We start from the raw sequence: 11,955 nt of genomic DNA on the forward strand, positions 1-11,955 counted from the left end.
ACAAAACTTGTTCGGGCTCACCATCTGCGTTGGGAACTGCCTGGGCAGCGTTTTAACGGGAAGCATTAACAGCATGTTTCTCGCCCAACGGTCTTTGATTGTCTGAACGCACGCCAATACATTGACGTCCGATTCAGCCCAAAGATCTGCTCCGCGCCGACGTGGCACGGAGTCTTAAACTTTTACTCAGGCAGTCAACGATGCCTGATCAACACGCACACCGGCACCCATAGTGGATGACAGCGACACCTTGCGCAGGTAGACACCTTTGCTTGACGTTGGCTTTGCTTTGGTCAACGCATCGATCAACGCAACCAGGTTCGACTTCAGTGCTTCGTCGGTGAACGACTTGCGACCAATAGTTGCGTGAATGATACCGCCTTTATCAGTACGGTACTGCACTTGACCAGCTTTTGCGTTCTTGACAGCCGTTGCGACGTCAGGAGTTACCGTACCCACTTTTGGGTTAGGCATCAGACCGCGAGGACCAAGAATCTGGCCCAGCGTACCAACGATACGCATCGTGTCAGGTGACGCAATCACGATATCGAAAGGCATGTTACCAGCCTTGATCTGCTCGGCAAGATCTTCCATGCCGACGATGTCCGCACCGGCGGCTTTCGCCTGCTCGGCCTTTTCACCTGTCGCGAACACAGCGACGCGTACACTTTTACCTGTACCAGCGGGCAATACCACTGAACCGCGAACAACCTGGTCCGACTTCTTGGCATCCACACCCAATTGAACCGATACATCGATCGACTCGTTGAATTTTGCAGTTGCCAGCTCTTTGATCAGTGCTACGGCATTGTCAAAAGGATAGGCCTTGGTGCGATCTACTTTTGCCTTGATTGCTTTTACGCGCTTCGATAACTTAGCCATTAGATTTCCTCTACCGTGATGCCCATGGAACGTGCGGAACCGGCGATGATGCGCACAGCTGCGTCCATGTCAGCAGCCGTCAAATCCGGCCGTTTTTGAGTTGCGATTTCTTCCGCTTGCTTGCGGGTGATGCTACCAACCTTGTCGGTATGCGGCTTCGGCGAACCCTTGGTGATTCCGGCAGCTTTTTTGATCAGGATCGTTGCTGGCGGCGTCTTCATCACGAAGGTGAACGACTTGTCAGCGAATGCCGTGATCACGACTGGAATCGGCAGACCTGGCTCGAGACCCTGGGTCTGGGCGTTAAACGCCTTGCAGAATTCCATGATGTTCAAACCGCGCTGGCCCAGTGCTGGACCAATCGGAGGGGACGGGTTTGCTTTACCAGCTGGCACTTGCAGCTTGATAAAACCAATAATCTTCTTTGCCATTGTGGCTCCTTCGTAGGTGAGTGATAGCGCCTTTTTGATCGCAACTGCATTTTCGCGATTTACTAAGGCTCCTCTTTCAAATCCACCGGAATTCGTGCGTGATGCACAGTGTCCCGGCTTGACACATCAATACTCTGTTGGCAATCAACCGATTGCCTTGGTCGGGTTAAACTTTTTCGACCTGTCCGAACTCCAGCTCAACCGGCGTAGCGCGACCAAAGATGGTGACCGAAACCCGCACACGCGACTTCTCGTAATTCACTTCCTCGACGTTGCCGTTAAAATCAGTGAACGGACCGTCCTTGATACGAACCAGCTCACCGACTTCATACAAGACTTTAGGCCGAGGCTTTTCAATGCCTTCTTGCATCTGCTGCATGATTTTATCAACTTCATGCGGCGGGATAGGTGTTGGCTTGTTCGATTTACCGCCAATGAAACCCGTCACCTTGCTTGTGTTTTTGACGAGATGCCATGTTTCGTCGGTCATTTCCATTTCCACCAGCACGTAGCCTGGAAAGAAACGACGCTCTGTCACTGATTTCTGGCCGTTCTTGACTTCGATCACTTCTTCAGTTGGAACCAGAATCTGACCGAATTTATCATCCATTCCAGCGCGAGTAACCCGCTCTGTTAGTGCACGCTGGACGCTTTTCTCCATGCCAGAGTAGGCATGGACTACATACCAGCGTTTTTTGCTTGTCAGCGCCGTCACTGCAGCGCTTTCTGGCACTACAGGAGACCCTTCATCTGCATTTTCGCTCGTCATTTTTTCCAACCCAGAATTACGTCATACAGCAAAAATTCCAATAGCTTGTCTGTACCCCACAGAAAGAGCGCCATCACCAGTACGAAACAAAAGACAATCGCAGTAATCTGCATTGCTTCTTTACGTGTAGGCCAGACTACTTTTTTAGTTTCACGCACAGCTTCGCTGGCGAAATTCAAAAAATCTTTTCCAGGCGTGGAGGACCAGGCTATCGCAATAGCGACAAGAAGCCCGCACACAAGAGCGCTCGCACGCACCATGCCGGACTTGTCTGCCAGAACATAGAAACCAACTACACCTGCAATGACCGCACAGATCGCCAATGCGACTTTCAGCTTGTCGCTCGACGCGCTAACTGTTTGCACAGGTTGATTAGACATACTCTATTTACTTTCGGTACCCTACACCAGAATCGGTGGCAGGGGCGGAGGGCCTCGAACCCCCAACCTTCGGTTTTGGAGACCGACGCTCTGCCAATTGAGCTACGCCCCTACGTTTGAAAATGAGAACATGAAAACCGGTACAGTACGTTGCTTCCGTCTATACCGATCTCCATGCTCAGTTATTACTCAATAATTTTTGCAACGACGCCAGCACCAACGGTACGACCACCTTCACGGATGGCGAAGCGCAAACCTTCTTCCATCGCGATCGGGTTAATCAGCATAACCGTGATCGACACGTTATCGCCTGGCATGACCATTTCTTTGTCTTTTGGCAACTCGATCGAACCGGTCACGTCCGTGGTACGGAAGTAGAACTGTGGGCGATAGTTGTTAAAGAAAGGAGTATGGCGGCCGCCTTCGTCTTTCGACAGAACATAGATCTCGCCGGTGAAATGCTTGTGCGGCTTGATCGAGTTCGGCTTCGCCAATACCTGGCCCCGCTCGACGTCTTCACGCTTGGTACCGCGCAACAGCACGCCAACGTTATCGCCAGCTTGACCCTGGTCGAGCAATTTCCGGAACATTTCCACGCCCGTGCAGGTCGTCTTTTGTGTGTCGCGGATGCCGATGATTTCCAGCTCTTCGCCGACTTTGACAATGCCGCGCTCGATACGTCCGGTCACAACGGTACCGCGACCCGAGATCGAGAATACGTCTTCAACTGGCAGCAGGAAAGCACCGTCAACTGCGCGCTCTGGCGTTGGAATATAGGTGTCGAGAGCGTCGGCCAGCTTCATGATTGCCTGCTCGCCCAACGGACCTGTATCGCCTTCCAGTGCCAGCTTGGCTGAACCCTGGATGATCGGCAGGTCGTCGCCTGGGAATTCGTACTTGACTAGCAGTTCGCGCACTTCCATTTCAACCAGTTCAAGCAGCTCGGCGTCGTCCACCATGTCGCACTTGTTCAGGAAAACGATGATGTAAGGAACGCCAACCTGACGCGCCAGCAGGATGTGCTCGCGGGTTTGTGGCATCGGGCCGTCTGCAGCTGAACACACCAGAATGGCGCCGTCCATCTGTGCAGCGCCAGTAATCATGTTTTTCACATAGTCGGCATGGCCTGGGCAGTCAACGTGCGCATAGTGGCGCGCTGCTGTTTCATATTCGACGTGCGCGGTGTTGATCGTGATGCCGCGTGCTTTTTCTTCCGGTGCTGCATCGATCTGGTCGTAGGCTTTTGCTTCGCCGCCGAATTTCTTCGACAGCACTGTTGCAATTGCTGCCGTCAGCGTGGTCTTGCCATGGTCGACGTGGCCAATCGTGCCCACATTCACGTGCGGTTTGGTCCGCTCAAACTTGCTTTTTGCCATCTTGGACTCCTAACGATTTGAGAGAATGTTCAGGCACGCGCCTGTTCGACTTGTTGCTGCATAGAACGCATGCAAGCTTGAAACTGGTGCCCTTTACGTGGATTGAACACGTGGCCTCTCCCTTACCAAGGGAGTGCTCTACCACTGAGCTAAAAGGGCTACTGCGCAGACGACATCTGAGATCATCGACTACCAAAAACTGGAGCGGGTGAAGGGAATCGAACCCTCGTCATAAGCTTGGAAGGCTTCAGCTCTACCATTGAGCTACACCCGCGAGGGTCACCACTACTTCTGCATTCACAACCTGTTCGGCACTACTTGCGATACTTGAGCCTAGAATTCAGGCCATTTTTTTTGCAATACTGGTGGAGGGGGCTGGATTCGAACCAGCGTACTCGTAAGAGGGCAGATTTACAGTCTGCTGCCATTAACCACTCGGCCACCCCTCCGTGGGGAACCCCAAACTATATTGGAGAGAACGCCCATTGTCAATCATCACACCGCAATGCTTATCGACCTGAAACCTGTACAAGATTCCAAATTGCGAGGCGCATCATACTATGAAGTCGCAATGGCAATGCGCACTATTTTCAATATTCGTACGAAAAATTTTCACCGTACCAGCAGTCAAACGTTTCGCGTCGACGAACACATGCGTGCCACCCTCGCTGCGAAGAATGCGTGGTGCAAAATCGAACTGTTTATCAAAAACGGGTCTCTCGGGCAGCCCGCAAGAAGCTGTCAAGAATGGGAGTGCAGTCCAGCAGCTCAACGCCTCCTGCACGGTGAAATTCAGGGTGCCACTGCAAGCCCATGACGAAGGCAGCCTTGCGGTAACGGATAGCCTCAATAATGTTGTCCTCGCCCGAAACGGCCTCCACATTTAGTTCACGCCCCACATCACGAACGGCTTGGTGGTGAATGGAATTTACCAGCGGCGAGGTCTGTGTCGCAAACAGTTTGCGGAGAGATGATCCGTCAGGGAAGCGAACCGTGTGGCGGTTGCTGTCATACAAATCATTGACATGCGCAATCGCGGCGGGCACGTCGGACGCGATATCTTGATACAGCGTGCCACCAAAGGCCACATTGATTAGCTGGCATCCGCGACAAATTCCGAGAACAGGTTTATCCGCTTCGATAAATTCGTGCAGCAATTCAAGCTCGTACATATCTCTGGCGCGGTCTCCACTCCATTCCGGGCGGGTGGCTAGCTCGGAGTAACTCTGTGGCGATACATCCGCCCCACCCTGCAAAACCAGGCCGTCAAGGTGCTTGGCGTAATCACGTAGTCGGATATTGCTTGGGTGCAGCAGCCCGTTGGTATTGACTGTTGGAATCATGAAGACCATCACATCACGCGACATCACCCAGTGGGCAATGGATTCCTCAAGATACTGCAAGGTTTTGCCGCGCAATCCCTTTGCGCCAACCTCCGGATGAAAAATACGGGCGGACACACCGATTTTGAGCGTCCTGTGGGAAAGCTTTTTTCCGATCCGGTCAGTCAATGCGCGAATTCGTGCACCGAGGACGTTCAGGGAATGCGTCCAGGGTGTTTCGTTTTGCGCGCGCTCCCAAGGCAAGGGCTCGCGCAGTGCCGGTGGCGCTGTTGCACTCGAAAGGGGTGGATCCGCAGGGGGCGGGGATGAGGCGGTTGTATTTTGTTCTGGGGGAATGGGCATGTAGTCAATTTCGTGTGGGAAATCAGTAGACAGCGCTTAATACTAAATTATCCCGGCTGTCCCGTCTTTCTTCTCGATTGATTTTCACAGTGCGCAGACACACATAGATCAGAATAACAATGACTTACGGTGGCAGTGGCCTGACACGGGAGTCCATTGTCAGTTTCTGCAAACGATCGGTGAGGCGCCGATAGGTGTCGGGACTATTCATTTTCAAATAGGCCAGCCCATCAATCATTTTGTCGATAGATTGCTCGTCAGGTATGACCATTCCAGCTTTTGCAGCGTCAATTTGCTGCGACAGCGCCTTGAAGGCTGCCAGGGCGTGCCGCTCGTCCGGTGTTAGCCCATTGATCGGCATGTGGTTGATCAACACGCTCATGACGTCGTTCAAGCGCCCCAACTGGCGACCGTAGCTGGCAACGTTTTCAATAATATTTCGCTCCATCTCGGGATCACCAGATTTCATCGACACATTGAACAAGCCAATCTGACCGGATGGCTTGAATAAAAAACTCCAGGGATTGATGCTTTGTTGCAAGCTGGACGACATTAATCCGTCCAGCCATGGGTTGCCTGTCATGATAAATACTCCCTCAACATAGTGTCACTATTGAACGGAAATCAACGTCGGGCCTGTCTTTGCGCCCCCAATGCAATTAATACGCTGATACCTTGCGTGCAAGCGCGACTGCTTTTCGCACCGGATACAGCCTCGTTGTTGGCTGCGCTGATTCAAATTTGACATGGCGAATCTCAACGCATGAAGACATCGCCCAATATTTAGGTGTTTTTTTCCGCACCGCGTCGATCACATGGAAGTTTGAGGTTGGCATGCACTCCCAAGCTGCCGGGCAAGAGGCAAACCCATGAGCTACCCGGATCGTTGTATCGAGACAGCACAGAAACAGGCAAGTGCGACATACTTCGGCTCGCCGTAAATTCTGTGCGACGCCCATCACGCAGACAAAGCTGCGTCCTTGCCATAAATGCCGGGTTTTGCTGCCCTGCCACACCCCTACCCGAACCGGATTCATCCGCATCGAGACAACCATGGAACATAGCCTGCTCGTCAACGCCTTGATTTACCTCGTCGCTGCAGTAATTGCCGTGCCCATCGCGCAACGTCTGGGCCTGGGTGCTGTCCTCGGCTATCTGCTGGCAGGCATTGCCATCGGCCCGTGGGGACTCGGTCTGATCAATGAAGTCGAGGACATCCTGCATTTCTCCGAGTTTGGTGTCGTCTTGCTCCTCTTTCTAATCGGGCTAGAGCTCGACCCGCAGCGTTTATGGTCTCTGCGCCGTCAAATCTTCGGCTGGGGTACGGCACAAGTCGGCTTGATCACACTTGCGCTGCTTGTAGCCGGCGTCAGCCTTGGCGTCGACTGGCGCACCTCCCTCATCGCCGCACTCGGTCTCTCACTGTCTTCAACGGCAATCGCGCTGGCCACGCTGGGTGAGCGCAACCTGATGGCAACACCCGCAGGGTCTGCAAGTTTTGCCATACTGCTGTTTCAGGATATGGCAGCAATTCCGATGATCGCCATCGTCCCGCTACTCGGAGCAAGCAGTGCTTCGACACATGGCGGAAACTGGCTGGCAGCAGCGAAGGTCATCGGTGTCATCGTGGCACTGATCGTTGGTGGTCGCTATCTCGTGCGTCCCATTTTGCGCATTATTGCCAAAACCGGGATGCGAGAAATTTTTACGGCTTTTGCCTTGCTGCTTGTCATTGCCATCGGCTTGCTCATGCAATGGGTCGGCATGTCGATGGCACTGGGTACATTTCTGGCCGGCGTTTTGCTGGCAGACTCCGAATATCGGCATGCACTGGAAACCGATCTGGAGCCGTTCAAGGGACTACTGCTGGGACTGTTTTTTATTGCCGTCGGCATGTCCGTTGATTTCGGACTATTTCGCGCGCAACCGTGGGTCATCCTCGGATTGGTAACAGCATTCCTGTCGATCAAGACGCTGTTGCTGTACCTGCTCGCCAAGTGCTTTGGCATCCCGCGTGGACAACAGGCGTTGTTCGCATTCATGCTTTCACAAGGCGGCGAGTTTGCTTTCGTGGTGTTTGGCGCGGCGGCCACCGCCAAGGTTTTTTCTCAAGATATTGCTTCCCTGCTCGTGGTCGTGGTCGCACTGTCGATGCTGGTAACACCGCTGTTGCTGGTGTTCCATGATCGGATACTCGCACCCCGGCATCGCGCCGAATCACGGCGACCTGACGATCCGATTCAGCCACAGGACAATCCGGTCATCATTGCCGGCTTCGGTCGATTCGGCCAGATCGTCGGCCGCCTGCTACATGCCAACCGGATTGGCGTCACGGTGCTGGACCATGATCCGGATCAAATTGATTTTCTGCGTAAATTTGGCTGGAAGGTCTTTTACGGAGACGCCACCCGGATTGATTTGCTCACCATCGCAGGCGCCGCCAAGGCACGCGCTCTGGTGGTGGCGATTGATCAGGTCGAAGACAGCCTTGCACTGGTCGATGCCGTTCGCGCAGCGTTTCCCGACTTGCCGATTCTGGCACGGGCGCGCAACGTGACGCATTATTATGAATTGATGGATCGTGGCGTGACCGTGCTGGAACGGGAAACCTTCGAGGCCGCGCTGCAGCTGGGTCGACAGGTGCTGCATCAACTTGGTTTCGGTGCGTTCCAGGCGCGCCGGGCTGCGAACAAATTTCGCAACCACAACATCAAAACCCTGTTGGCGGTGTATCCGTTTTACAAGGATCAGACCAAGATGGTGTCGATGGCAAAGCAGGCGCGGGACGAGCTACAAGAGATGTTTTCGCGTGACGCCCAGCTGCGTGAAGGCGAGCCACGCGATCACTGACACTACGCCGTGGATGTGTGCACCGCTGGCCCGGATGCCCCCTCCGCTTTTGCAGCAGGAATGGAACCGACAACGACCATGCCGTATTTTTTCATGATTTTGTGATGCAAGCCAACCAATGATGACAACCGTGGATTGGCCGAATCAAGCCGGCGCGCGGTATCGATCAGTACTTTTGCCTGTTCGCCAAGTCGCTCGTCCCAGCCCAGATGGTCCAGATATTTGAGGATGGCGACCGCCGCGTTGAAAACAACTTGCGGATTCTCGGGTAATTTTTTGACGGCTTCCATCATGGCTGCAACAGCGCCGACATAATCCCCCTGGCGGGCTTTTTCTGCCCCTGAAGAAACCAGATCAACGACAATGCGCCGACTTTCCCTGGACGCACTTTCAGCCAGATCCGCACGTCCGGATTGCTCGAAGACGCTCATCGCTTTTGCCATGGCGGCACCGTTGGAAGCGTTATTCATGACGTCGACCATCACCTCGGAGGCGCTGCTGTCCATGTTATGGTCCAGACAGTTCTTTGCCAACATCATTTTCATGTCAGTCGACAAACCAACATTTTCGCGACACGCTTCGACGGCCTTGGTCAATTCCTCGCCGGCGCGCTTGTCGTCACCAGTCTGCTTGAACAGCATCGCGGCTGAGATCGCATGACAGGCTTTGCCCTTGCCTGTCCCGGACGACGATTTTTCGAGGTCCCGGATCAAGGTAGCAGCCTGGCTGGTATCGCCCTTGTGCACCAGCGTTCTGATTAAACGAACATGATCTTCGGGGTCGCGAAACTCCGAATAACGCGCTTTGGTAACGACCTGCTGAAACGCTTTTTCGGCAGTACCAACATCGCCGCCTTCCAATGCGACTTCCCCCAGTTTGCGCAACCGGCGCAGTGCATGGGGTGAGATGTCCACCGCACTTTGCAACACCGCCTGAGCGGACGATAAATTGCCGTTCGCTTCATGCGCCTTGGCCAGCCAGTCATAGGCATCCATGAATTGACTGTTCTCGGCAACCAACGAGACGAGCAAGGCCTCCGATTCGGCGAATTTTTCTTGCATGAATAATGTTTTTGCCAATCCCAGGCGGGCCCAGGCAACCGTACGCATTTCGCACAACATGACATAAAGCGGCTCTGCCAACTGGGGTGAGCCAACCGAAATATATAGCTCTGCCCGCAGCCGAATGAAATCGGCCAGATAGCGCGGCTCCTTTGTCTCGCCCTCAATGCAGGCCACAATCGCCTGATCACTGTCACCACGTTCCATCAAACGGTGAACCTTCTCGAATACGGCACGCTTTTCGACAGCACGGGTGATACGCTCCATCAGCGTGTCGGTGGTAAATGGCTTGAGAATATAATCCGTCGGTGCCAGCTCCGCAGCACTCACGACTTTTTCATAAGCGCGCTCCGCCGTCACCATGAAAAAAATCGTGGAAAGTGAGATCAGTTTATTGTGGCGTACGTCCTCAAGGAATTGTTGACCATCCTGGCCATCCCCAAGGTCATACTCGCACAAGATAATGTCGAAAGAGCGCGCCTGAAGCTGGCGGATTGCGGTTCCGGAACTCACGGCATGGTCAATTTTTTTTATTTCGCACAACGTCAGCATGTTGTGGAAATTGCCGCGCATGCCCGGTTGCGGCTCAATGATCAATGCCGTCAGGTTACGAAATTCTTTCATTTTTTCCTGACGATTCAAGAGACACGAAAACAATTCAGTATAGTACGTTGCTCATCCGGAACCAATTACAGAAGTTTCCGCCGAACATTTTTGTTTCAAATTCGCATATTCAGCGTCGCTGTTATTTACCAAAAATTCCAGGGCAAACCCTGTACACGCCAGCCCAACGACGCCACTGGACATCAGGCCAATTCAATTTTATCGGCAATACCTGGCCATGCTAACGTCCATCATGGTCACAGGTCCGAGGAGCAAACATGCAGATTCACACGCCATTCAATTGTTTCATGTTGATGTTAGGTCTTGCCTCAATACATCCTGCAGCAATGTCCGTTACACCGCAAAAACCAATCGCGCCAATTGCCACGCCAGCGACGCCTGTCATCGACCAATTTACGGTCAAGCCAGGTAACAAGACAGACCTCGGGACCGAACTCAAATTCTCCCTATTCGGTACACCCCGAGGTAAGGCCACCGTATCCATCGACGATGCGATCAAAGAACTTGCGCTTCAGGAAATACAGCCAGGCGTCTACGAAGGTACTTATACGCTACGCGCCATGGAAAACACCTCGGGTAGCATCAGTGCCATTGCCATGCTGGAGTCCGGCGGCACGACCGCCCAAGCCCGCCTGACCCAAGCGCCGATAAACGAAAGCAAGCCGCTTATCGCCAAAAACATTTCGCCGCGTGATGGCGAAACCGTTGTCACCAATCCGGTCTTGATTTCTGCAACATTCGATGACGTCGGCGGAATCGCCATCGATACCAAAACCGTCCGCATACTTCTGGCGGGCGAGGATGTCAGTCGCAATTCTGCAGTCACCCCGCAATTTTTCAGTTATCGCAGCGAGCTTCAGCCAGGTAATTACGTCGTCGACGTCAGTGCGAAAGATGTCGCTGGCAGATCAATGCGCCAAACCTGGTCGTTCAACGTGGCAGCAGTCGCCGTTCCCGTGACGACCGTACTTCCGATGCAAATTACAAGTCATTCGAACAATGCGCAAGTCGGCGCTGAACCCATTGAAATCCGCGGCCACACCGCGGCCGACACTCGATTGGAGGTACAGGTGCAGGCAGTAGCGGCAATTGCAGGCTTTTTCAGTCTGAGTCAGAAAGTGTTCACACAGACACTGACATCGGATGCGAAAGGAAACTTCGTCTTTGTTTTCCAGCCAAAAGTGACGGTAGCCGGCACGCGTTACGAAGTCACGATCAACGCCAGCAAAGCTGACTTGACCAAAGAGTTCAAGCTGAACCTATTTCAGCAAAAATAGACACGCCCTCACACATCGCCGATCACTGCCAGCACGCGCTCTACCGGATCAAGCAATGCAGCCGCCGCCAACCGGATCTGCTCGGTCATGTGTTGCAATTGTTCGATCTCCGCATTGGCTTTATCGATGCTGATCTTGATTTGCTGTACGAGTTCAGGAGTGCAAAACGCCCTGTTGCGGGCGGCGACCTCGACCAGATGAACGACACGGGCGCGAGTTTCAGCAATGTGCGAATTGGCGGTGGCCCGAAAGTCAGCTTCCAGCTCCAGCGCCGATACGCCCAGGGCACGACTGTCGTCGACCAACTCGCGGATCTCGCTGCGCGATCGTTCTTCTGAAAGAAGTACCACTTTTCTGGGATCGCGACGAGGTGAGATGTTTCCCTCGGCTGAGGCTGCCATACCAACCCTGGATTGCTGCAGAGTGAGCAATCGTGCTGTATTTTCTGAGATTTTTTTGAGCAGCAGCTCGAACAGAACGCGCTGCAATTCGAGTTGTGAGAAGACGGCGCCGAAAGCGGCACCACCATTACCTGTTGAAAGCATCGTCAGACCTCGGCTTTCCCCGCAGACGCGGCGTGGTTGATTTACGGTTTATTAATAGTAACTATCAGTATCAAT

Annotated in this window: 11 protein-coding genes and 4 tRNA genes; 2 read left to right on the top strand and 13 right to left on the bottom strand. The window is 53.4% G+C overall.

Annotated elements, in window-relative coordinates:
* Positions 1-186 precede the first annotated feature (186 nt).
* From rplA to ABD720_RS17510, 11 genes are all read right to left on the bottom strand, one after another.
* Positions 187-882: a 50S ribosomal protein L1 gene (gene rplA / locus ABD720_RS17460; RefSeq protein ID WP_344765279.1), complete on the bottom strand. Its 696-nt coding sequence runs from the start codon at positions 880-882 to the stop codon at positions 187-189.
* On the bottom strand, positions 882-1,313 hold the full coding sequence (gene rplK / locus ABD720_RS17465) for a 50S ribosomal protein L11 (protein ID WP_344765281.1): 432 nt from the start codon (positions 1,311-1,313) through the stop codon (positions 882-884). The genes rplA and rplK overlap by 1 nt, the downstream gene beginning before the upstream one ends.
* Before the next feature lie 166 nt (positions 1,314-1,479).
* A complete protein-coding gene (gene nusG, locus ABD720_RS17470; protein WP_344765282.1) occupies positions 1,480-2,082 on the bottom strand; it encodes a transcription termination/antitermination protein NusG in 603 nt (200 codons plus the stop codon).
* Entirely contained in the window at positions 2,079-2,462 is a 384-nt protein-coding gene (gene secE / locus ABD720_RS17475; RefSeq protein WP_344765284.1) for a preprotein translocase subunit SecE, read from the bottom strand. The genes nusG and secE overlap by 4 nt, the downstream gene beginning before the upstream one ends.
* Positions 2,463-2,498: 36 nt before the next feature.
* Positions 2,499-2,574 (bottom strand) — tRNA-Trp (locus ABD720_RS17480).
* A gap of 73 nt (positions 2,575-2,647) precedes the next feature.
* Positions 2,648-3,838, bottom strand: coding sequence for an elongation factor Tu (tuf, locus tag ABD720_RS17485; protein WP_344765268.1), 1,191 nt, complete (start codon positions 3,836-3,838; stop codon positions 2,648-2,650).
* Positions 3,839-3,922: 84 nt separating this feature from the next.
* Positions 3,923-3,997: transfer RNA gene (locus ABD720_RS17490), tRNA-Thr, on the bottom strand.
* A gap of 41 nt (positions 3,998-4,038) precedes the next feature.
* A tRNA-Gly gene (locus ABD720_RS17495) sits at positions 4,039-4,112 on the bottom strand.
* 89 nt (positions 4,113-4,201) lie between these two features.
* Positions 4,202-4,287 (bottom strand) — tRNA-Tyr (locus tag ABD720_RS17500).
* Between the two features lie 255 nt (positions 4,288-4,542).
* Positions 4,543-5,523, bottom strand: a complete 981-nt coding sequence (locus ABD720_RS17505; protein WP_344765286.1) for a gamma-glutamyl-gamma-aminobutyrate hydrolase family protein — start codon at positions 5,521-5,523, stop codon at positions 4,543-4,545.
* Between the two features lie 124 nt (positions 5,524-5,647).
* Positions 5,648-6,106 (bottom strand): hypothetical protein, encoded by a 459-nt coding sequence (locus ABD720_RS17510; RefSeq protein WP_344765288.1) that lies wholly within the window; start codon positions 6,104-6,106, stop codon positions 5,648-5,650.
* A gap of 470 nt (positions 6,107-6,576) precedes the next feature.
* Between ABD720_RS17510 and kefC the strand changes: the two genes are divergently transcribed.
* Entirely contained in the window at positions 6,577-8,373 is a 1,797-nt protein-coding gene (kefC, locus tag ABD720_RS17515) for a glutathione-regulated potassium-efflux system protein KefC (protein ID WP_344765290.1), read from the top strand.
* 2 nt (positions 8,374-8,375) lie between these two features.
* On the opposite strand, the gene ABD720_RS17520 is transcribed toward kefC, so the two are convergent.
* Entirely contained in the window at positions 8,376-10,076 is a 1,701-nt protein-coding gene (locus ABD720_RS17520) for a response regulator (RefSeq protein ID WP_344765292.1), read from the bottom strand.
* A gap of 239 nt (positions 10,077-10,315) precedes the next feature.
* Here ABD720_RS17520 and ABD720_RS17525 point away from each other — a divergent pair, with 239 nt between their 5' ends.
* On the top strand, positions 10,316-11,335 hold the full coding sequence (locus tag ABD720_RS17525; protein WP_344765294.1) for a hypothetical protein: 1,020 nt from the start codon (positions 10,316-10,318) through the stop codon (positions 11,333-11,335).
* An 8-nt stretch (positions 11,336-11,343) separates the two neighbouring features.
* Here ABD720_RS17525 and ABD720_RS17530 read toward each other — a convergent pair whose 3' ends face one another.
* Positions 11,344-11,880, bottom strand: coding sequence for a hypothetical protein (locus ABD720_RS17530; protein WP_344765296.1), 537 nt, complete (start codon positions 11,878-11,880; stop codon positions 11,344-11,346).
* Between the last annotated feature and the right edge of the window lie 75 nt (positions 11,881-11,955).

This window comes from Actimicrobium antarcticum (genome assembly GCF_039536745.1).
Lineage (GTDB): Bacteria > Pseudomonadota > Gammaproteobacteria > Burkholderiales > Burkholderiaceae_D > Actimicrobium > Actimicrobium antarcticum.

Bases quoted from the DNA above. Each gene is read 5' to 3' on its own strand.
- secE (WP_344765284.1), bottom strand. From the start codon at position 2,462: ATGTCTAATCAACCTGTGCAAACAGTTAGCGCGTCGAGCGACAAGCTG.
- tuf (WP_344765268.1), bottom strand. From the start codon at position 3,838: ATGGCAAAAAGCAAGTTTGAGCGGACCAAACCGCACGTGAATGTGGGC.
- ABD720_RS17510 (WP_344765288.1), bottom strand. From the start codon at position 6,106: ATGACAGGCAACCCATGGCTGGACGGATTAATGTCGTCCAGCTTGCAA.
- kefC (WP_344765290.1), top strand. From the start codon at position 6,577: ATGGAACATAGCCTGCTCGTCAACGCCTTGATTTACCTCGTCGCTGCA.
- rplA (WP_344765279.1), bottom strand. From the start codon at position 882: ATGGCTAAGTTATCGAAGCGCGTAAAAGCAATCAAGGCAAAAGTAGAT.
- nusG (WP_344765282.1), bottom strand. From the start codon at position 2,082: ATGACGAGCGAAAATGCAGATGAAGGGTCTCCTGTAGTGCCAGAAAGC.
- ABD720_RS17525 (WP_344765294.1), top strand. From the start codon at position 10,316: ATGCAGATTCACACGCCATTCAATTGTTTCATGTTGATGTTAGGTCTT.
- ABD720_RS17505 (WP_344765286.1), bottom strand. From the start codon at position 5,523: ATGCCCATTCCCCCAGAACAAAATACAACCGCCTCATCCCCGCCCCCT.
- rplK (WP_344765281.1), bottom strand. From the start codon at position 1,313: ATGGCAAAGAAGATTATTGGTTTTATCAAGCTGCAAGTGCCAGCTGGT.
- ABD720_RS17530 (WP_344765296.1), bottom strand. From the start codon at position 11,880: ATGCTTTCAACAGGTAATGGTGGTGCCGCTTTCGGCGCCGTCTTCTCA.